Raw genomic sequence first — 20,283 nt, 5'->3', positions numbered from 1 at the left:
CCGAGCGATAGCCAAGCCGTTCGGGCGTGCGCTCGCTCTTCGAGGCACCCAGCGCCTCGTCCATCTCGGCCTCAAGCACCTCCTGCATCACCGCACGGAGCACTTCGTGCAATCCATCCGGGTTCGAAAGCAAAATGTCTTTGACGGCAGCGCTGGCGGTCTTAACTTCAGTCTTGGTCATGGCGGCGTTCCTTCGCGGGAATCAGTGACGTGAACAATCACCAGCCTGCCATGACCGCCCCCTCTCAGCGAATTTGCAGAACTCTCAGCACACTACCCAGCGGAGAGGCTGGCCGGCAAGGGCAGGCGCCTGGGCGCCAGCCTCTATCAGGAGATCACCGACCGCATCATTGCCGAGCTGGAGCGCGGCACCGTGCCATGGGTCAAGCCATGGGCAGCGCAAAAGCAGGCCTCGGCCTGCCGAGGAATGCAGCCAATGCGCCAGTCGCCGCTCCTGCAGCAAAAGAACAGCAGCTGCCGCAGCGTGGCTGACAAGGCATCTTGTCGGCGACGAGGAGTTCCGTGATTGCTTAACACAGGCGCATGGCTCAAACATTTCGTCCGGGAGAATGATGCCGCGCAAAGGCCCTAACCTTGGAATTCCATCAACAATACCCAATAGCCCTCCTGATCGAAGCGCATCTAAACACCTCCATTTCAGGCGTTAGTCGAGCCCGCATTGATCAGGTCACCCTTCTTGGTTCGCAGGAGGAGGCGGTCGCCCCTCTACAATGGCTTCTTCAAGTGTCACCCGTTCAGGGCCGACGGAAAAAGGGCGCACAAGGCGCGCCCTTCATTTCGATCGGCCATCAGCAGCCGCCTTCACCTTTCGTTGTTAGAAGCGGTAGGTGACACCTGCGCCTATCAACCAGGGATCGAGCTCCGCCTTTCCCGTCTGCTTCGCGCCGTCCACTGTGACGTCGAAGTCTGGCCTGAGGAAAAGCTTCTTCACGTCGAAATTGATGCCCCAATGTTGATCCACCATGTAATCGAACCCGACCTGCAGCGCGGTGCCGAACGTGTTATTAACCTTGAGAGCATCGGCACTGCCGGCATGCTGGTTATAGAATATCGTGTAGTTCACGCCGGCGCCGACATAGGGCTTGAAAGCGCCGAAATTGGTAAAATGATACTGCAATGTGAGCGTGGGCGGCAGCAGCCAAACCTTGCCGACATTGCCCAGCGCGCCGATCGCTCCTTGGCCCTCAATGTTGGCATAGGTGGTGCCGAGGATAAGCTCCGTGGCGATGTTGTCCGTGAAGTAATAGGAGATATCGAGTTCCGGCGTCACAGTGTTCGAATATGAAAGGCCGGAGCCGGGCACTGCATTGACGTAGCCCGAATCCTCAGTAATGACCCCCAACGTGCGCAGGCGGACCTGCCAAGGATTTGGCCATTCCGTGACCGCGGCTCCAGCCTGCGGGACGCTCGCGGATTGCGCAAGCTCGGCGGCCACGGCCTGCTGTCCCATCAGAATCAGGACGATGGCCACTGTTACGCCCCGCGCCACGCCCATTCGCTTTCTCGCCATGATATTCTCTCCTTGCTCTTCAGAAATGATGCACTGAACTACGAAAACTCTTGCAAATTGCGTGAGATTGGCGGAGCGCTCATGCGCAGTGTGCGCGGGACCGCGCACACACTATTTGCGCCGTGCTCGCAATCATCCACCTGTACTCACTTAGAAGTAAGCGGGATAACCAGAGGCCTGCAGCTTTGCGACCATCTTACGCGCGTGGCCCGGGTGGGCGCGTTCGGCCCGCTTCGTGGTGGCGAGCAGGATCTGCGTAGGCGGCAATGGTGATCCCGGCCCCACAGCGGGGCGGATTTCTGGCCGTCTTGCCAGAATTGTAGAGGTACTGACCGCGCCGCATGAACACGGGAATCTTGTCGGGACGGTCGAAGATCGCTGTCAGCGCGTCTTGGTCGCGATTTGAACTGTGTTCCACCGAACTGCCCCAGGGTCCTGGCCTGGCTGGCGGCCCAGGCAATTGTCTGTTCTCCTTCACATCTTCGAGCCAAAGACAGGGATCATCGTGCGGGGCATTCAGCGTTGGTTGGAAATCGAATACGGTCATGTCCGGATAACGTGAAGTATGGTGTCGACCGGAAAACAACCGCAACGTTCTGTCGGCTCGGAAAGGGCCGGTTTTCGCAGCTGCGACTGCATGTTCGGCGGGCTCGATCACGATATGATTTCTCCTCAGTCCTTGCCGCAGCGCGTTTGCGGATAGTCTTGCACGTGTCGTGCCAAACGAGAAAATCATTTCCCAACAATGACATGGCTCTGACTGCCGTGTGCCTCATGTCGACTTTGTCGCAGACCCGACAACGAGTGCAGCCGTGACCGCCCTGATAGAATCTCCTGTGCGAGCTCGTGGGCACTGCGGAATAGCAGTGAAGCTCACCGCGAACTGGCCGAGCTTCGGATCGACATCGGCGACGGGGCGATTGACGACCACGACGTTGCCGGTGTCGGGCACGGCACGGCCTGAGGAGCTCCGCGGCAGCGATCATCGAATGCCTGCGTTTACGAGGGCTCCCATTCTTGGCCGACCGGTAGGCGCGCAAAAGACTGCTGCCTCATCCCTCCGCCTGGATTGAGCCGCAGGGATGGAATGGCGTCGTGCTTTGGACCGGCAGAATGGCATAACCAATTCTGTCCCGGCTATCTGTACAGAGATTCATTGATGCGCTTAGGCCGGGCATGCGCCCATCCGCGACCATCTGAGCATGAGCATCGATCCTTCACCAACATAGAGAATTGCTTCCTCATGAGAGAGGCCTCGCGGCGGTCATGAGTTTGCGTCACTCTTCGTGATCGCGGCCTCCGAGGATGTCGGGATCGAGCCAGTGCAACGGCACGATAGGGCGAAGGATCTGGCAGCTCTTGCAACTGCTGAGCTCGATGGACACGGCATATCGTGATCTGTCCGACAGAGACGCAGGGTTCTGCACTGTCCGTTCATGAAGACAGTGCTGGTCCCCATAAGAGAAGTATTCTGATGCAGAGGGTGCCTGATTAGCTATTCGGAAAACTATCCGAAGTGCAAATCGGGCGCCGCCCTGAAGCGTCCCCCCTCAATGTCGGATGTCGGACAGGATCGTAAATCCGCCAACCCGTTGTTTAATAAAGATTCTTTCTCTGGCACAGCCCATGCATGGGACTCTGCGAACGCATCAGCGAGACGTCGTCCATGATCATGCGCACCGAAAATGCCGTCGCCGTAGTGAACACCGCGCTCTCGCCTGCCATCAAGCCGCCGAAAGGCCGGCGCGTCATCGACGGGCCGGCGATTGGGCCGGCTTCAAACACCTTAATGGGCCTGCAAAGCGTCTCGCGTGACGGCGACGCGGGCATCCAGACGAACGGAAAGACATATGTCGTTGCCGGCCTGCCGCTCAATTTCACCGCGCTGGAATGCTCCGTCTACATTCGACGATGCGCTGGACAAATTCTCGCAAACCCGGTCGGGACCGGTGCTCCGAACATTCCGCGAGGGGGCCCAGTGGCTGCGGCCGATATTCGCCGCGAACAAGCCGCCTAGTGGGAAGACTCTATAGGAGGAAGCAGTGGAGTTATCTTGCGTTGGGATCGGTGCTGGCCCGTCCAATTTGAGCCTTGCGTGTCAGCTACACGAGCAAGTTGGGAAAGGGGCGGTGTTCCTGGATCGGCAGGTCGACTTCCGCTGGCATCCAGGCAGTGCATTCGATTCCTCGGAGCTCCAGGTCAGCCACTTCAAGGACCTGGTCACTCTAGTGAATCCGCGATCAGCCTACACTTTCGTAAACTTCCTGCACGAGAACGGGCGTCTGTATCACTTCCTGAACGCACAGTTCGAAGCCGTGCTCAGAGTGGAGTTCGAACAATACCTGAACTGGGTCTTCCACAGAAACCCACTTGTGCGTGGCGGCGAGACAGTGCGCGAAATCCGCTTTGACGGCGAGTTTCGGGTGCGGACGGATAAGGCGGTTCTCGGCGCCAGAAACGTTGTGGTCGGCATTGGCAAGCAGGCGCAAATTCCGCCTCAATTTCAGGGCTGGACTGGACGCAACCTGTTCCACTCATCGGTTTTACTGCACATCCACCCTGAGGTGCGGAGAAAGCATGTCTGCGTGGTCGGCGGAGGACAATCGGGAGCCGAGGTGATGTTGCATCTTATCGGCCTGCCGAAAGAACGGCGGCCTGCCTCGATCACTTGGGTCTCGCAGCGCGAAAACTATCTGCCTCTGGACAACAGCCCGTTCACAAACGAGTTGTTCATGCCCTGCTTTTCGGATCGTTTCGCCTCGATGAGCGGGTCGCAGCGTAAGCTGCTCCTGCGGCGTTTCGTGCTTGCCTCGGACGGCATTTCAGAAAGCACGTTGCGCGCGATCTATCAGGCGCTCTACCGCCACGCATTTTTCGAGCCAAACCGATCCGACATCACACTACGGCCGGGCTGCACTGTCTCGCACTGCATCAACGCCGGCGCGGGTCACAGGCTGACCCTGCAGCACGGCATGGTCGAGGTCGAAGAAGTCACGGCTGACATCGTCATCCTGGCCACCGGTTACGAGAACGCAATGCCAGACTTCTTGGAACCCATCGCGCACCGGCTGGAGCATATCGACAATGAATTAGCTATTCGCGAGGACTTTTCGGTGGGCTGGGACGGACCGCGTGACAGACGCATCTTCGTACAAAATGCGAGCCTCGGGCAGCGCGGCCTGGCCGATCCGAACCTAAGCCTGCTGGCCTGGCGCGCGCGCCGCATCCTCGATAGCCTTCTTAGGCGCGCGCCATGCGCGAACCCGGAGCATCCTGGCTTCATCAGCCATACCTCGATCGAGAGCTGGCCCGCCCCCGTAGCCGAAGAAATGGGCAGCGGGATATGACTCGTAAACTTCTGATCATCGGCGGTGGCATCCTGGGAATGATGTCCGCCTCCGCTGAGGCGAAGGCCGGAGGCTTCTCCGAAATCATCGTGACCGAACAAGTTCTTGGACCAAGCGGCGCATCGCATTATTCTGGGGGCGTGCATTTCCCCTACGGTTGTCAAGACCGTACTAGGTCGCTCACTCGAAAGAGCACCGTGGTCTTGGCGGCCATGGCTGGGTCGGCGGTCAGCGGATGGTGCCGGCCTTTAGCGATGCTTGTAGCGGCTAGACCGGGTGAACCGATTGATCCGGCCCAGTTTGCCGAACCCCTGGATCCGGTTGGACCCGAAATAGGAAGTCTCGCGCCGAGCTTCTGCGGACAGAATCCGTCGGAGCGGAACGCACTTAGCATCGCCGTCCCACATGCGTGGGACCGTCTCCGTGGACCCGCAACTTGCCCAGCGCCCGACTGCCCTAATTGGGATGTCCGACCAACCAGTCTTTCCAAAAGGAGGCTTTTCGCATGTTGACTGATGCACAAAGAGACAAATGGCAGAAAGACGGATACGTCAGGATCGAACGGTTCTTCACTCCAGCAGATCAGGACAATATCTCTACTTTTGTCGAAGACATGTCACGCTGGGATATCAGTGATGACAAATGGCTCATGTGGTTCGAGAAGACGACGGACAATCGAAAGATCACCTCCAAGATCGAGAATTTTCTCGACTTCCATGATCCATTGCGTCGTTTGCTCTTAGAAGATCAGCGCATAAAGTCAGCGGTCGAGGATTTGCTTGGCGAAGATACGCGCAGGCTCAAGGAACTGCTGATTTTCCACTACCCCGACAGCGGCGGCTATCTCCCGCATCAGGACATTTATCACATTCCACACAAACTCCCCGACCGGATGGTTCATGCGGTGGTTGCCATAGGCATCGACGACTCCGACCCGGAAAACGGCGGGCTTTTCTTCAGCCCCGGCAACCACAAGAAGGGAGTGTTCCCCATGGATGCCGGTGGGGTGATCGATCCTCAAGTCGCCGAAACGTTCTCCTGGGAACCCGTAGTATGGAAGGCTGGCGACATCTTCATCTTCGACGATTACGCGCCGCACTACTCACGACCGAACAAAAGCAACCGTTCTCGGCGGACACTCTACTTGGTGTTCCAGCGTGCCTCAACCGGTGGGCCGACCCGCGCTGAATATAACCTGCTTAAGCGCGCCCTTAACCCGCCCGAGGGCAAAGTGGCCGATCTCGACAATCTCAAGCCCCCAAATGGCATCTTCTATCGCGATTGAGCTCACGCAGCCAGGCGGAGGCATGCACACGAAACTGATCGACCGCTCAAAAAATGCGCGGACGGTATGGCGGTCTGATTTGCGGGCTCGCGGAGCATCGGACGCTTTGGCACGTGGATTGTGGAGGGGTCACAGGCGGCCTTCTGTGTGCCTACAGCCCGACCTAGCGCCCCCCTTGGTCGCCCGCCTGCCGGCCCAGAGCTGCACTATCCCGGCCGGGCCGCCAACGGGTCGGGCTGCCGTTTCTCTCCATGAAGTGCACTTGAGGCTGTTCGTTGGCAGCCGAAGGTCCGTCCCACTCTTCAACAGCTTAGGTTCGTTGTCATGCGCAAATACACGTTTTCTCGAACGGAGCTGTCGCGAGCGTTCGGTATCGACACAGCCACGCTTGGAACGGGCAGTGCTCGCACGGGGTTTTCGTTCGGAAAGGTTGGACCCGGGGTCACATCCGAGCCCCATCGGCACGACGAAATCGAGGCCTTCGTGGTCCTGTCTGGTGCGGGCAAGGTCACCACCGACCTTGGGGAAATCTCGGTCGAGGCCGGCGACGTCGTCCTGTTCCATCCTTTTGAAGCGCATGTGCTGCGCAATGACGGGAACAAAGACCTGGATTTCGTCGATGTCTACTGGCGAGACGGCGAGGCCGCCCTTGATGCCGCTGCAAAGACCACGGCTCCACGCGGGCCGACCTTCGTCTTCTCCGCGCCGCCAACGCCAAATGGCGATCTGCATCTGGGGCATCTTTCTGGCCCCTATTTCGGCGCCGACGTCTATACCCGTTTCCTGCGCATGAAAGGAGTCGAGGCGTATCACCTGACCGGAAGCGACGATTACCAGAGCTACGTCGCGACACGCGCCGCTACCGATCAATGGACGCCTGCAAACGTGGCGCGCTACTACTCCGACGAGATTCGCGCCACGCTTGCACTTCTCGATTGTGACGTCCACAGCTTCCAAGCCACAATGGGCGATGACGGTTACCGCGAATTTCAAGCCGCGTGTTTCCGAACTCTTCTGAGCAGCACGGCGGTAGATCTGCGCCAGAGCCCTGCGCTTTTCGATGCTGTGACAGGCCACTATCTTTATGAGCCGGATGTTAGAGGCCTCTGCCCCGATTGCGGCGGCTCCGCCGCCGGCAATATCTGCGAGGAATGCGGCGCCCCAAACCTTTGCCACGACCTGGGTGCAGCGCGGTCACGGCAGTCTGCCGAAGCGCCGCTGGTCGGCTCCCTCCGCCGTCCGGAACTTGCCCTGGAGCGCTGCTACGACAATATCGACCGGCATCTAAGGGCATCAGGCGTCCCGCTACGTATCTTGGATCTCTTTGCGCGCCTACGCCAACGCGGCGAATTTTCAGTCCCCATTACCCACCCCTCGGACTGGGGCCTGCCGGCCGAAGGGTTCCCGGGGCAAGTGATCTGGGTCTGGCCGGAGATGGCCTTCGGTTTTCTTTACAACATCCAGGCGCTCGGCCGCTCGCTGGGTCGCGACTGGAAGGCGGAGGTGCCCGGCAGCGATTGGCAGATTGTCCATTTCTTCGGCTTCGACAATTCGTTCTACCACGCGCTACTCTACCCCGCTCTTTACGCCGAGGTCTTCTCCCACTGGACGCCGCGCATCCACTATCACGTAAACGAGTTCTACCTGCTCGACGGCAAGAAGTTCTCAACCAGCTGCCGCCACGCGGTCTGGGGCAAGGAGGTTCTGAGCCCAAAGACAGTCGACGTCGTGCGCCTCCATTTGGGCCTGACACGCCCGGAAGGGGAGCGGACGGATTTCTCGCTGGACGGGCTGCGCCGCACGGAGAAGGAGGTCTTCCAAGGGATTTGGCTGAACTGGCTTGATGCGTTGGACCAGGAAATCAAGCAGGATTTTGCCGGCCGTGTACCCGATGCAGGCGACTGGAGCCCAGTCGACCGCGCCTTCTTTGCTCGGATAGAGATCTATCGCGCGGCGATGGAGCGGGCATATTCGGACGAAGGCTTCTCGGTCCGGCGCGCGGCCGCTCAGGTCTGCGATTTCGTGCGCGATTGCGTGATCTACCGTCGGGCGCGAGACTATGCGGCTGCGCAATGTTTGTATCCCGCCCGCAATCGAACTTCGCTCGCCCTTCAGACGACGGCCGCTGCGATCATGGCACCGACCGTCGCTCCGTTAATGCCCCGGTTCGCCAGAACGCTGGCGCGAGGCATCGATGGCGTCTCAACCGAAACATGGCCCCGGTCCGTCCAGCGCCTTGCACCCGGGACGCGCTTTGATCTCAGACCCGTGTTGGTGTTCTACGCCAAGGCCGGCAATCCTCATCTCGATGAGGAGGAAGCACTATGAGCCCAAAGGTGCACCAGTGAGCTGTCCGTATCTCGACCAGATTTGCGCGGCAACCGAAGCCGACCATGCCAAATATGCTGTCACTGGGGCGACCGAAGCCGCTATCAAACGGTAGAGACCAGATTAGCGGACCTGAACCAGCGCGTCGTCGACAACCCTGGCCCGCGCCTTCGAGGACCGCTCGGCCGATCGCTTCCCAGCCCTTGCTGTTCGTGCCGCAATGCCGTGTAGGCTCGACTGCGCTGACCAACCGCTGCGGCATCGGGATTTCCGTCCTCCAGCCGGTCAAGGCTGTCATGCGGTTCGACCCGCTTGGTCAACCTGGCGCGCCCTGGACCGTGCGCCGATCACCAATGTGGATGCGAATGCCGCGTGATGGTACCTTCGATTCTGTCCGAGCCTGTACCGGTACGGCAGTCAGCCGAAGAACAGCTGAGCTACTGATGTCGGAATGTAGCAGGTTCAAATTCTGCCCCTGAAGCCGGATATTGCTCAATCAGCGTTGACGATGGCTAGGTGCACAAGCTTCCAACCAGACCGCGCAATGACAGCCCGTCACCTGAGGATAGTCGGCGAGGGCCGCCAAATCGCAACGCGTATCCTCCGTCGCATGCGCGCCGTCTTCGCCGAAAATGCAGACGCTTGTCTCGTCGAGAGATACATCCAGCTATTTTAGGGGCTCCTCAGGATTGTGTGTTTGCTCGGGTGGGACCGCCCCTCAGTTCCCAATCGAGGAGCGATTCTACAATTCACATGTTTGGAGATCGCTCGCTAGGTAACCCGTCTGGGAACCCTGCAAGCCGATGCTTCAGATGCCGCCCATGCAGAGGTATTTCATTTCGAGGTAGTCCTCGAGGCCATGGCGGGATCCCTCCCGCCCGATCCCGGACTGTTTTATCCCACCGAACGGCGCCGCTTCCGAAGACATCCGGCCGGTATTTACCCCGACCATTCCATATTCCAAGGCCTCGGCGACACGCCAGACACGCTTCAGGTTAGAGGCATAAAAATACGCCGCGAGGCCGTAGATCGTTTCATTGGCATCACGCACGACCTGATCCGCATCTTTGAAGCGAATAATTGGTGCGAGCGGCCCGAATGTCTCTTCGCGCGCGACGGTCATCTCGCTGGTGACACCGGTCAGGACCGTTGGTTGGAAAAACGTGCCATTCGTGCCGATGCGTTTGCCCCCGCATCGAATTGCGCCGCCTTTAGCTACGGCATCGGCAATATGGGATTCAATCTTGGCCAAAGCCTTCTTGTCGATGAGGGGTCCTATGTCCACTCCGAGCGCGAAACCGTCACCAACTTGAAGTTGGCGAGCCCGTTCAACGAATTTCTCGACGAACTCGTCGTGAACGCCCGACTGGAGGTAAAGGCGGTTCGCTGAAACGCAGGTCTGGCCGGCATTGCGGTACTTCGCCTGGATGGCACCGTCCACCGCGGCATCGATATCGGCGTCATCGAAGACGATGAAAGGTGCATTGCCGCCGAGCTCTAGGCTGACTTTTTTGATCTGGTCCGAGCACTGGCGCATGAGTAAGCGCCCGATCTCAGTAGACCCGGTGAAGCTGATCTTGCGGACCTTGGGATTTGTGCAAAGTTCGCGGCCGACCGCGTCACCTTCGGATGCGTAGATCAGGTTGACGACGCCTTCGGGAAAGCCTGCCAGATGGGCGAGGGCGAACAATGCTCCAGCCACCAGCGGCGTCTGTTCAGCGGGCTTGAGGACGATCGTGCAGCCCGCCGCCAAGGCTGGCGAAATTTTGCGCGCCACCATCGAGGCCGGGAAATTCCATGGTGTTATCGTGCCGACGACCCCGATGGGCTGCTTGATCACCAGCATTCGGCGGTCCGTCGATGGTGCGGAGATCGTCTCGCCATAGACGCGATTTGCCTCCTCGGCGTACCATTGCAGATACGCCGCAGCATGCGATATCTCCGACTTGGCCTCGGCAAGCGGCTTGCCCATCTCCGCGGTGAGAATTGCAGCGAGATCGTCGGCGTGGTCGATGATCAACTGATGCCATCGCCATAGAACGTCGCTGCGCTCACGTGCGGTAAACCCTGCCCATCCAGGCTGCGCGACATAGGCCTTGTCGATCGCAACGTATGTCTCCTCGACGTCCATGTCGGGTAGTTCTGCCAGCACTTCGCCGGTCGACGGGTTGAGGACCTTGAAAGTCCGCTCGCTCATCCGCGTGCCAAGTACCGGCAGGCGATCAATCGGTCCAAACAGGTCAGGGGATCTCAGGTGACGGATCATCGGCAGGCACAGGGGCAATATCCGATTTCCTCCTCAACGCAGCAGGTGTATATAGCAGGTGCGGTGTGTATTCCGGACCTAAAGGTTCCTTATAGGGCCTCGGCCATACAGCTAGCAGACCACGGTACCCAGTGGGAGGGAGAATATCTGAATTCGCTACAAGACGCCTAGGGGTTCTACTAGTCGGGCTCGACGGTCGGTTGCGCGGTGGCAGGTCCGGCCCGCGCGCAACCTTGCCATAGGTCTTCGCTGCCAGCGCCTTCATCGTCTCAGGCTCTGCGTCGCCGGCCACCACCAGCACGGCGTTGTTCGGTCGGCGGTATTCGTTGGAGATCGTGAATACGTCGGTGCCGTTCAGCTTCTCCATCTCCTGCCTCCAGCCGTTGACCCGAATGCGGTAGGGCTGATTGGCCGCAATGTCGCGTTGACCTCCTCGTCCACCAGACCTGAGGGTCCGTCTCTCTGCGCCAACGGCGCTCCTCCAGGATCACGTTTCGCTCGGTCTCGATATCATCGTCGTTGAGAATGAGGTTGAACATGCCATCGGCCTCGAAGCCCATCATCTCGCCCAAAGCGATTTATAGGCAATGAGGGCGGTATTGTAGCCGCTGACTGAGACGGCTCCGTCGAACTCGCTGTCGGGGCGGTTGGGCGTCGCCCTGAAGATCAGACGCTCGAGGGAAGGGGCAAGTTCCGTTTTGCCCGGTGGCTCGTCGGCGCTGCGGACCTTGTGCCAGATCATGTGAGTGACGATTTGCGCGGGGTCATGTCGACCGTTCCATGCCATCATCGAGCAGGAAATCTTGCCGCCGTCGGTGGCGGCAGAGCCGGAGCGGTCGTCGCCAGGGCCAGGGCGGTGGCAGTGAACGCCTTGCGCAGCCAGGGGGCGATCGATGGCTCCGGTTGGAAAGGCAAGGTTCGAGGCAGTGATTTGTTCCTCATTTTCCTGAACGGGCTGCGTCTTCGATCCCCGTGGGAGGATCGGCGGGCAGGCCGAGCCAGATGAATCATGCGGCCAAGGCTCACTCGAGCCTCATCTTGGGATGGGCCCAGGAGACCAGCGGCGGTGTTTTTGGGGGGGATGGTCATTGGAGGGATATTCCTTGATCCGCGACGCCTTACGGACGACCACGCATGCACCGTGCCATGGAGTGCGCCCCTGCGGGTGGACAGAGATCAGGCCGCTGATTTGCCAGTGTGCCGGATGTGTTGATCCTCGAACTGCTTTGGGCTGAGATATCCCAGCGCCGAATGGAGCCTGCGTTTGTTGTAGAGCTCGTCGATGAAGTGGGGAAGGTGTGCTGCGACTTCCTCGAAGGTTTCGAGCACCATCGGGTAGATCGCCTCGACCTTCAGCGTTTTCATGAAGCTCTCTGTCTTGGCATTGTCATAAGGGTTGCCCCTGCGGCCCATGGAGCCCGCCAGACCATGGCTGGCGAGAAGCTGCCGGTAGGCCTCGGCGGCATACTGGGAGCCTCGATCGGAGTGATGAACGCAGCCTGGCGGCGGCATTCTGCGCTCGACTGCGGCGCTTAAGGCAGCCATCGTCAGGCGGGCGTCGATCGATCGGCCAATGGCGTAGCCGACGATCATGCGCGACCATGCGTCGAGAACGACGGCGACATAAACGAAGCGGGCGGGCAGCGCGACATAGGTGATGTCGGCCACCCAAAAGCTGATTCGGACCGGTCGGGACGAAGTCCTTCGCCAGGTTGGAGAAGATCGGGCTGTCATGATTGCTGTCGGTGGTGGCGACGAATCGGCGCCTCATCCTGGGCACCAGATCATGCTCGACCATCAGGCGGCGGATTTTCTTGTGGTTCACGACCACGCCTTGCTGACGCAGCGCCGCACCCACGCGGCGATAGCCGTAGAACTCGAACTCGTCGCAGATCGAGACCATCGCCTCGACGATAGCGGTGTCGTCGGCTGGCCTTTCGGGACGGTCATAGAAGCTGGAACGCGCCATACCCATCAGCCGGCAGCCTTTGGCGACACTGAGACCACGGGGCCGGTGATGACGGACGTAATCCCGCTTTTCGGCCGCGGAGCGCTTTTCAGAGCCCCCTTTAGAAACTCCAGTTCCAGAGCCTGCTTGCCGACAAGTCGCTCAAGCGCGGCAATCCGCGCCTCGTATCCGTGATCAGAGCTGCTGAGGCCACATCTTCGTCCAAGCCGCCTGCTTCATACTTGCCAACCAAGATCCGGATCAGTGTGCGGGTGATGTCGTGCCGTTGCGCCAAGCTGTGAAACGTATCGCCCGACAGATATTCCTGAACAACCTGACGCTTGAACGTGATGCTGTAACTGCGGTGTCTCGCCATGGTTCTCTCTCCGAAAACCCGACAGCACTGGTAAATCCTTAAAACCCAATCTGTCCACCCGCAGGGGCGCACTCCACCGATCAGAAAACATTCGAGGCATGTGGACAAGTCAGTCTGACATGTTGTGCATCCGACATTGTGGGCCATCGAACAGGGCTGAAGGCGGCGCGAGCACGGCTGAGAATATCTTCTTCATTGGAAGACGATTGGGCGCGCTGCCGGGGAAGGGCTACAGGATGCGCTTCGAAGACCGCCGCACTGACGGTCAGAATTGAGATTGTTGGTAGCTCCAGCGGGTCGCTCTCCTCAAAGTCAGACCGGGGGCGGTGCTGAAGGGGAGAGGCATGAGCAGCGTATCTAAGTCGGCTGCGGAGCCTGCTCGCGCGCGAAGACGGACCTGATCAAAAAACGGCGGGTGGCGACATTCGCGAGGCGCTGGAAAACGAGATCGTACTCGGGCTGGAAAAACGATGCCGTCGCTCTCGTCTGGCATGATGGCCTGCCGCGAGGCGGTTGAACGTGATGAGTTGCTGCGGAAAGGGGAGTGTTTTCGCGGGACCTTGGTCAACGTAAGAAGCAAACGTCGAGCTCGCCTTGGATGGGGGCATGCAGCACATTTACCGCTGCAGGACAGCAGGCACGGAAGCTGTCCGCGCCTGCCGTCGTCCCTGGCACCAAACAGGAGAATTTAGCGATTGCGATTGATTTCATGTGCGCGTAAAATACCGCCTGGTGCGCTCGGTTTGCCGGCAAACAGCTTTCGCCTCCTTGCAGCTGCAAACGCATTCCTCGTGGAGTGGCCGCTTAGGTCAAGGGCATCGGGTGAGTAACAGCCTGACCTTGCTCAATCTGATGCGTGCTAGCCGCCTCGCCGGATTGTGGAACTGCTCGCGTGGCTTCTACCACAAGCAGCAAGGTCATGAAATCAAGCAGGAAGTCGTCAATCGCTTGGGCGATTGTTTATGACTTGCCCTTGAACTGGTCCAGCAAAACGCGCGCGCGCTATCGATCGCTTCCACGCTGGTCGCATCGATCAACCCCTCGACCCTCTTGAAACAATCCAACTCGAAACTCCTTAAGGCGCTCCCAAGGTGTTATGCACGAAGGCAGCTCCGTGAACTACCCGGCCTTTTGACCTGGCGGCACGAGCAGCGGTCGCCCTTACGTCCCGCGCCTCCAAGCACGAGCCATCGACGTGGCGCTGAGGAGCGTTGGAAGAAATTGGGCGCATCCGGCCACGCTCGAGCGGTAGTGTAGGACAGTGCTTGCTGGCGGCTACGCCCACAATGGAGTGCGCCAGCTGATCGGGGCTTAACAATTTTTCGCTTTTTGCTGCGCCCAACTCTCGGCTATGACTCGGACAGGCCTATTGGCCTGCCCACGTTGCATTGTAAAAGAAGGAACAAGTATATGCCGACTGGAACGGTAAAGTGGTTCAACAGCACCAAGGGGTTTGGATTTATCCAGCCCGACAATGGCGGTCCGGATGTTTTCGTCCACATTTCCGCTGTCGAACGCGCGGGCCTCTCGACCCTCGCTGACGGCCAGAAGATCATCTATGAGATTGAGCAGGATCGCCGCACTGGCAAGTCCTCCGCTGGCAGCCTCAGCAAAGCTGGTTGAAATTTTCTCCCTGCGTCCTGGCAAGAGTAGGCACGTAGGTCCTCACGGCCGCTCAATGTGACCGAGCAAAAACTGAGGGCAGCAGATTGCTGCAGGCGTCGCGAATTCTCATGAAACAAAGTTGTTTAAAAGGAAGGCGGGGTTGGCCCCGCCTTTTTGTATGACGCGCAGATTAAGCCGATGGCTGCAACGCTCCAGAACGAATCTCGATTGCCGAAATCAAGCCGCGACCTTCTTGCGGGTTCGCTTCGTCGGCGCAGGCTCCGGCGCTTCCGGCGCCTTCGGTTTGCGGCCGAGCCCCATCGTCTTGGCCAATGACGAGCGCGCCGCGGCGTAGTTCGGCGCGACCATGGGATAATCCGCGGGCAGGCCCCATTTGGCCCGATATCCATCCGGCGTCAGCCCATAGTGGGTCGACAGATGGCGCTTTAAAGATTTGAATTTTTTCCCGTCCTCAAGGGAGATGATGTAGTCCGGTGTCACCGATTTCCTGATCGGGACTGCAGGCGTAAGGGCAACCGGCTCTTGCGCAGAGACACCTCCGGCTGTCGCCCTCAGAGCCGCATGCACTTGGCCGATGAGGGCAGGGAGATCCCCCACCGGGATCGGATTGTTGGAGACATAGGCCGACACGACATCGGCGGCAAGCTCAATGAGGGTGTCGACGTTTTTTCCGGCTTCTTCTGTCATGAAACTCTCCAGGCGGTGAAACATAGTCAGCGAAGCGTCGCTTCATAGGGCCGGTTGCCGCTGAAAGCAACAATGTCTCGACCGCGTTATTGCCGATGCTCGTCCAGAAGCGACATCTATGCGCCATATTTCGCGTTGTGACTGCTGAGCCACTCGTTGTTGGCGACCCTGCCGAGGTGCGTGGCGCGTGCCGCTCTAACTTTGCGCCGAAGTTGCTAGTAGCCTCGAGGCTAAGCGCTTTTTGTGACGCGCTTTGCTTCTTTGGATTGTGAAATCGAGCGAAAGTGATCGCTTGATGGTGGGCGTCAGGGACGATGGAACAAACGTCATTGGCAATGGCCAAAGCGATGTAAGTTCACGCTGGGAACCGCCGCTGATAAACCAAGGACATCAATGTATTTCGAGGCGTTTCTTAGCCTGTCCTGGAGAGACGGCAATTGCTGCGGACGACACCTGTTCCACGATGTCAAACAGCGCGGCGACACGGGCAGCTTCTCGAATCTGGAGCGGCCTCTCTCAAGCTGGCGCCGCGCCGAGAGGCCGGGCGAGGACAGTGAGTCGCCTGCTTCAACCATAAGCATCAAGCAGCCAGCGGCGCGTCCTCATACGGAATCCCTTGACCGGCCGTATGATCTCGCGGGTAGTCGCCGCGGGCCTCTGGATCAAGCCTCCGGATGTGCTGACGATCAACCAGGCCAGAAAGGTCGACGTCCTAAAGCAGGGAGTTTGCCACTATGCGCAGGCTTGCCATGCCCTTCCGCGGCATGTTGCGGGGCCTGTGAGTTGGGCAAGCTCGACACTTCGATCGACTTGGCGTCACCGGGCTCGTCGCCATCACGCGTTTCGGTCTGGTCCTACGCCGTAACGTTGACGCCGTTGGCGATGCCATTGAACTGCCGTGGAGAAACGGCCAGGCGGAAGGGCTGATCAACCGCCTGAAGACGATCAAACGTACCATTAGGCAGCGCCGGCTGCGAACTCCTTAGGCACGCATGCTGCCACTCAGCCGGCCTAATCACCACACGAAGCGAGGAAGAACCTGGTCAAGTGCAAAGCGAGAATTGCCTCGACAGCAGGTCCCGGAAGGTTTATGCTGCCCGATGTTACCGCAATCCTGAATGGCGATTGAGTACCTTCACGAGTGAAGGGAGTGGAACTGCTTTGTCGGCCAAATTGTTGACGGAACGCCCTGCGCCCATTGTTGCTACATGTCTAGATTCTTGGGGCGTTTTGGATGATGCAATCCACCACCTCACTCCAAAGGGCAGTGGAATCTGGAACAATGTCGCTTTTGTACGCACGACATCCTTCGTGCCCGATTGGCATATTGTCTTTAACTCTGCTTCTCTTTTTGGGCTCCCTGTTGATATCGAGGCGAGCCCCAACAGGACAATTTTTGCAATCGGCGAACCGCCGACGAAAGCTCATCGTGCATTTCATGAAGGGCAGGGGAAAAATACTATCGTCCTGACGTCTGACGCAGAGCTGGTTGCTCGGCAGAATGCAGCTCGCCGATTCGTTTTGTCTCCACCGATCACTCGGTCTTGGTCTGTAAACAAGACATATGACCAACTTCTGGTCAGCGAAGTCATGGATAAGCCACTTCGGCTCTCATGGATTACCAGTAACATCGCCCTGCTTAAAGGACATCGGTATCGGCTGGCGTTTCTGGAACGGCTAAGAAAGGAGCTCGATTTTGACCTGTTCGGCCGAGGTTTTCGGCTGATTGGAGATAAATGGAACGCGCTCGCACCTTATCGTTACAGTATAGCGTTCGAGAATACTCGTGCTGATTACTATTTTACAGAGAAGCTTATGGACTGCTTCGTCGCTGAAACAATGCCGATCTATTACGGCAGCCCGGCAATCACGAGGTTCTTCCCTTCGGACTCTATGGTTCTGATTGACCCAGAGGACAAGAACGTAATCCAAAAAATTCAAGAAATTATCAACTCAGACCTCTGGAAGGAACGTCGCGGCGCAATAAGAGAGGCGAAGCGGCTAGTCCTCGAGAAATACAATACGTTTGCTTATCTCGCGGGCTTCATCGAAAGCGTTCAGGATAAACCCTTACCGCCAGAAATTATACACATCGAATCGCCTGAAGTTGATTTTGCAATAGACGAATGAAGTACTCCAACGCTCGCTTCGCGTGCCCGGCGGTTGGTGGTCTGGCGAGATCGGTGCGGAACGCTCGGCGGAGAATGCCTGCTGCGCAGACCGGCCGGCACGGGCGCACAAGGTCATGCGCCCCCGGCTGCCGCTGATCAGACGAACTGGGGAAGGCCAGGAACGGAATTGAGGACCTCGTCCACGAGTTCGTCGCCGGCATGTTCCTTGGCGCAGGCGATCGTCTCGTTTGCGAGGGCGGCGATCTTTGCCATGCTGAGACCCTCACTCATCAATTGCTGCCCCAGCCCCATAAGGCCGCCACCCTCTGGGTCGTCGCCATGATACTTAGCTACTAATTCCGAAGCTCCCGGAATGGCCTCGATCATGCGCGCGCCGGGACCGTCGGCCGCGTGGCTCCGCAGGAAACCCAGCATTAGCCCAACGGCCTTCTCTGCGAGAGCCGGGCCGATGCCGGCACCAGTGGCGATGCGCGGTAAGATTTCTTCCATGCAGGGTCTCTCTCTCTTTGATTACGTTTACAAGGGGCCGGTCCGGCGCCCCGCGCCTTTGGCCGAACCACAATTGAACTCCACAAAATAGGCCAGCGGAGGTGCTATTGCGCCTAAAACCGCCTCTGTCAACGCAAGCTGCGTCGGACGTGCGTGTTTCGCAAGCCGAAGATCGTTCCAATTCGCTTCATTACGCATCGGGAACCGCACAGTTTGCGGTGGCTCGCTTATGGGCCAATGCCCCGCGCCCGTCAAATGATGACGACAACATGGTCATCGCCTAGGATCTGTGGATCAAGGTGTGAGGCAGTTACAGCGGGTGGACCTGCTCAAGCGCCGCGCCGACCTCGCGTGATGGGATGTTCGTAGAAGCGGAGCTATATGCCGGTGTGACGATCGATAAAGGCAGAACGGCTATTCCGTTACGACATCCATACTGTCGCATAGACCGTCGCTGTTTAGGTATTGAACGCGCCATCGCTGGTGACATCACAAATGTGCAGTCGGGGGGTGTCGACAAGGCCGATTCACGCAATCAGCAGGTCAGGAGGAACGAATGAACCCTGACGTTGCAGAAGCTCGCTTTTCGCAAGGCGTGCAGCGCACATCGTGCAAGAGATTGCCAGTCTTGCGGATGCTATCGACTTTCTCAACCTGGGCTGGAAGATCGCAGTGACCGAATTTACGAAGCCGCCCTCAGGGCGTGCTTTGATGCATACAACCGGTTGCCGAGCAGGGATACCTGCTCCTCCCTGAAGTCCAATTGAGAAGAGCGATACTTCCAAGAGGGCCCGACTCAGCCGCGAAAACAGGTGCCAGACCCTGTCCTCTCCCTCAGCTGATCTAGCTCAGGGCGTTCATGAGCCGCAGATCGCATAATGGCTGCGTGGACGACGCAGGAAGACCAATTATGAAAATCCTATTCAGTACGATGGCTGTCACCTTGCTGGCACCCACCGCCTTTGCTGCGGATTCGATCCCCACCGACCTCAGAGATACGGCATTGGCCACCTTCACGGCTTTGCCATCCACCACGCCGACAGTCGCCAACAACCCGATCACCCCGGAAAAGATCGCTCTCGGCAAGGCACTGTTCTTCGATCCACGCGTCTCGGCGTCAGGCGTCTTGTCGTGCAACTCATGCCACAACCTGGCCACCGGCGGCGACGACAATCACGAAACCTCGATTGGCCATGGTTGGCAGAAGGGACAGCGCAACGCGCCGACTGTACTGAACGCTGTCTTCAACATCGCCCAGTTCTGGGATGGTCGTGCCGAAGACCTGAAGGCTCAGGCGAAGGGACCGGTCCAAGCCGGGATCGAAATGGCCAATACACCGGGCCAACTCATCGCCACTCTCAAGTCCATGCCGCAATATGTCGAGTGGTTCGATGCAGCCTTTCCGGCTGAAGCCGATCGGGTCACCTTCGACAACTTCGCCAAGGCGATCGAAGCCTTCGAAGCGACACTGGTCACACCTGCCCCGTTCGACAGCTTCCTGAATGGTGATGAGGTTGCCATGACTTCCGAACAGAAACAGGGCCTGGTGCTTTTCATGGACAAAGGCTGCTCGTCCTGCCATGCCGGCATCAACGTTGGTGGGCAAGCCTATTACCCATTCGGCCTCGTGGAACGGCCGAGCGCCGAAGTCCTGCCGGACAAAGACAAGGGCCGATTTGAGGTCACCAATGCAGCCGACGATTCCTATGTCTTCCGCGTGGCGCCGCTGCGCAACGTTGCACTCACCGCGCCATACTTTCATTCGGGCAAGGTTTGGGATCTGAAACAGGCCGTCGCCATTATGGGGACCACCCAGCTCGGCGTAGTACTGGCGGACGAAGAAGTTGACCTGCTTGTTGCCTTCCTCAACTCGCTGACCGGAGAGGCACCTGACGTCGCCTATCCCATCTTACCCTCAGAAACGGCGACAACGCCCCGGCCTGTAACGCAGATCTCAGGAAAATAAGGGCCAACTGGCTGCGGACTCGCAATCGAAAATGATTGGCGATTTTTACTTGGCGACACGAATTGCGACGTCCATCTCCGAATTGGCGGGACGCTAGCGATACCCGAACCCTGCCACCTCGCCCGTAGTCTGCGCGATCAACTGGGGGCGGACAGACGCAGCACCATATATTGTCGCTGCCTGAGCGAACGCGCCAAGCAGTCTACTTTGAGAAACGACGCGTGTCCGATTTGTTCGAGGCGCGGGGCCTGTATGTTCCCAAGGACCAATACTATAGCGTAGTGTCACATTCATATTTCTGC

At 58.7% G+C, this 20,283-nt stretch carries 17 protein-coding genes and 2 pseudogenes; 9 read left to right on the top strand and 10 right to left on the bottom strand.

The annotated features are described in order from the left end of the window. A partial coding sequence (locus tag NKJ76_RS27655; RefSeq protein ID WP_352538848.1) for a transposase occupies nt 1–181 on the bottom strand: 181 nt, incomplete at its 3' end. A 108-nt stretch (nt 182–289) separates the two neighbouring features. Between NKJ76_RS27655 and NKJ76_RS32480 the strand changes: the two genes are divergently transcribed. Beyond that, the gene (locus NKJ76_RS32480) at nt 290–526 is read left to right on the top strand and encodes an ArdC-like ssDNA-binding domain-containing protein (protein WP_502902356.1); all 237 of its coding nucleotides are present in this window, start codon (nt 290–292) and stop codon (nt 524–526) included. A 309-nt stretch (nt 527–835) separates the two neighbouring features. Here the strand turns inward: NKJ76_RS32480 and NKJ76_RS27645 are convergent, their stop codons facing one another. Next, entirely contained in the window at nt 836–1,531 is a 696-nt protein-coding gene (locus NKJ76_RS27645) for an OmpW/AlkL family protein (protein ID WP_502902354.1), read from the bottom strand. Nucleotides 1,532–3,197: 1,666 nt separating this feature from the next. On the opposite strand from NKJ76_RS27645, the gene NKJ76_RS27640 reads away from it, so the two are divergent. From NKJ76_RS27640 to NKJ76_RS27625, 4 genes are all read left to right on the top strand, one after another. Then, the gene (locus tag NKJ76_RS27640; RefSeq protein ID WP_352538847.1) at nt 3,198–3,548 is read left to right on the top strand and encodes a hypothetical protein; all 351 of its coding nucleotides are present in this window, start codon (nt 3,198–3,200) and stop codon (nt 3,546–3,548) included. 25 nt (nt 3,549–3,573) lie between these two features. Further along, nucleotides 3,574–4,878 (top strand): lysine N(6)-hydroxylase/L-ornithine N(5)-oxygenase family protein, encoded by a 1,305-nt coding sequence (locus tag NKJ76_RS27635; protein WP_352538846.1) that lies wholly within the window; start codon nt 3,574–3,576, stop codon nt 4,876–4,878. 505 nt (nt 4,879–5,383) lie between these two features. Beyond that, nucleotides 5,384–6,163, top strand: coding sequence for a phytanoyl-CoA dioxygenase family protein (locus NKJ76_RS27630; RefSeq protein ID WP_352538845.1), 780 nt, complete (start codon nt 5,384–5,386; stop codon nt 6,161–6,163). A gap of 324 nt (nt 6,164–6,487) precedes the next feature. Further along, the gene (locus tag NKJ76_RS27625) at nt 6,488–8,491 is read left to right on the top strand and encodes a class I tRNA ligase family protein (RefSeq protein WP_352538844.1); all 2,004 of its coding nucleotides are present in this window, start codon (nt 6,488–6,490) and stop codon (nt 8,489–8,491) included. 808 nt (nt 8,492–9,299) lie between these two features. Here the strand turns inward: NKJ76_RS27625 and NKJ76_RS27620 are convergent. From NKJ76_RS27620 to NKJ76_RS27595, 6 genes and pseudogenes are all read right to left on the bottom strand, one after another. Continuing rightward, entirely contained in the window at nt 9,300–10,757 is a 1,458-nt protein-coding gene (locus tag NKJ76_RS27620; protein WP_502902355.1) for an NAD-dependent succinate-semialdehyde dehydrogenase, read from the bottom strand. Next, nucleotides 10,732–11,124, bottom strand: coding sequence for an insulinase family protein (locus NKJ76_RS27615; RefSeq protein ID WP_352538842.1), 393 nt, complete (start codon nt 11,122–11,124; stop codon nt 10,732–10,734). Before NKJ76_RS27615 ends, NKJ76_RS27620 begins: the two co-directional genes overlap by 26 nt. Nucleotides 11,125–11,316: 192 nt before the next feature. Then, entirely contained in the window at nt 11,317–11,547 is a 231-nt protein-coding gene (locus NKJ76_RS27610; RefSeq protein WP_050587769.1) for a hypothetical protein, read from the bottom strand. Nucleotides 11,548–11,933: 386 nt separating this feature from the next. Continuing rightward, on the bottom strand, nt 11,934–12,425 hold the full coding sequence (locus NKJ76_RS27605) for an IS3 family transposase (protein WP_352538841.1): 492 nt from the start codon (nt 12,423–12,425) through the stop codon (nt 11,934–11,936). 100 nt (nt 12,426–12,525) lie between these two features. Continuing rightward, nucleotides 12,526–12,726, bottom strand: a pseudogene (locus NKJ76_RS27600) (IS3 family transposase); the annotation flags it as partial. Between the two features lie 100 nt (nt 12,727–12,826). After that, nucleotides 12,827–13,081 (bottom strand): transposase, encoded by a 255-nt coding sequence (locus tag NKJ76_RS27595; RefSeq protein WP_352538840.1) that lies wholly within the window; start codon nt 13,079–13,081, stop codon nt 12,827–12,829. Between the two features lie 1,410 nt (nt 13,082–14,491). On the opposite strand from NKJ76_RS27595, the gene NKJ76_RS27590 reads away from it, so the two are divergent. After that, entirely contained in the window at nt 14,492–14,704 is a 213-nt protein-coding gene (locus NKJ76_RS27590; protein WP_352538839.1) for a cold-shock protein, read from the top strand. Between the two features lie 219 nt (nt 14,705–14,923). Here the strand turns inward: NKJ76_RS27590 and NKJ76_RS27585 are convergent, their stop codons facing one another. Continuing rightward, the gene (locus tag NKJ76_RS27585; RefSeq protein ID WP_023685635.1) at nt 14,924–15,394 is read right to left on the bottom strand and encodes a Ros/MucR family transcriptional regulator; all 471 of its coding nucleotides are present in this window, start codon (nt 15,392–15,394) and stop codon (nt 14,924–14,926) included. 369 nt (nt 15,395–15,763) lie between these two features. On the opposite strand from NKJ76_RS27585, the pseudogene NKJ76_RS27580 reads away from it, so the two are divergent. Together NKJ76_RS27580 and NKJ76_RS27575 are read left to right on the top strand one after the other, a co-directional pair. Next, nucleotides 15,764–16,422, top strand: a pseudogene (locus tag NKJ76_RS27580) (transposase); the annotation flags it as partial. A 97-nt stretch (nt 16,423–16,519) separates the two neighbouring features. Beyond that, nucleotides 16,520–17,524: a glycosyltransferase family 10 domain-containing protein gene (locus NKJ76_RS27575; RefSeq protein ID WP_352538838.1), complete on the top strand. Its 1,005-nt coding sequence runs from the start codon at nt 16,520–16,522 to the stop codon at nt 17,522–17,524. 137 nt (nt 17,525–17,661) lie between these two features. Here the strand turns inward: NKJ76_RS27575 and NKJ76_RS27570 are convergent, their stop codons facing one another. After that, nucleotides 17,662–18,015 (bottom strand): hypothetical protein, encoded by a 354-nt coding sequence (locus NKJ76_RS27570; RefSeq protein ID WP_023730031.1) that lies wholly within the window; start codon nt 18,013–18,015, stop codon nt 17,662–17,664. Nucleotides 18,016–18,925: 910 nt separating this feature from the next. On the opposite strand from NKJ76_RS27570, the gene NKJ76_RS27565 reads away from it, so the two are divergent. Continuing rightward, the gene (locus NKJ76_RS27565; protein WP_023685632.1) at nt 18,926–19,981 is read left to right on the top strand and encodes a cytochrome-c peroxidase; all 1,056 of its coding nucleotides are present in this window, start codon (nt 18,926–18,928) and stop codon (nt 19,979–19,981) included. Nucleotides 19,982–20,283 lie beyond the last annotated feature (302 nt).

Source organism: Mesorhizobium sp. M0029 (genome assembly GCF_040323735.1).
In the GTDB taxonomy this organism is placed as follows: Bacteria; Pseudomonadota; Alphaproteobacteria; order Rhizobiales; family Rhizobiaceae; genus Mesorhizobium.
This window is presented reverse-complemented; position numbering and strand designations above follow the sequence as displayed.

Excerpts from the sequence above, each read along its gene's own strand:
- NKJ76_RS27645 (WP_502902354.1), bottom strand. The coding sequence starts at position 1,531 with ATGGCGAGAAAGCGAATGGGCGTGGCGCGGGGCGTAACAGTGGCCATC.
- NKJ76_RS27640 (WP_352538847.1), top strand. The coding sequence starts at position 3,198 with ATGATCATGCGCACCGAAAATGCCGTCGCCGTAGTGAACACCGCGCTC.
- NKJ76_RS27630 (WP_352538845.1), top strand. The coding sequence starts at position 5,384 with ATGTTGACTGATGCACAAAGAGACAAATGGCAGAAAGACGGATACGTC.
- NKJ76_RS27625 (WP_352538844.1), top strand. The coding sequence starts at position 6,488 with ATGCGCAAATACACGTTTTCTCGAACGGAGCTGTCGCGAGCGTTCGGT.
- NKJ76_RS27620 (WP_502902355.1), bottom strand. The coding sequence starts at position 10,757 with ATGATCCGTCACCTGAGATCCCCTGACCTGTTTGGACCGATTGATCGC.
- NKJ76_RS27615 (WP_352538842.1), bottom strand. The coding sequence starts at position 11,124 with ATGGAGAAGCTGAACGGCACCGACGTATTCACGATCTCCAACGAATAC.
- NKJ76_RS27610 (WP_050587769.1), bottom strand. The coding sequence starts at position 11,547 with ATGATGGCATGGAACGGTCGACATGACCCCGCGCAAATCGTCACTCAC.
- NKJ76_RS27595 (WP_352538840.1), bottom strand. The coding sequence starts at position 13,081 with ATGGCGAGACACCGCAGTTACAGCATCACGTTCAAGCGTCAGGTTGTT.
- NKJ76_RS27590 (WP_352538839.1), top strand. The coding sequence starts at position 14,492 with ATGCCGACTGGAACGGTAAAGTGGTTCAACAGCACCAAGGGGTTTGGA.
- NKJ76_RS27585 (WP_023685635.1), bottom strand. The coding sequence starts at position 15,394 with ATGACAGAAGAAGCCGGAAAAAACGTCGACACCCTCATTGAGCTTGCC.
- NKJ76_RS27570 (WP_023730031.1), bottom strand. The coding sequence starts at position 18,015 with ATGGAAGAAATCTTACCGCGCATCGCCACTGGTGCCGGCATCGGCCCG.
- NKJ76_RS27565 (WP_023685632.1), top strand. The coding sequence starts at position 18,926 with ATGAAAATCCTATTCAGTACGATGGCTGTCACCTTGCTGGCACCCACC.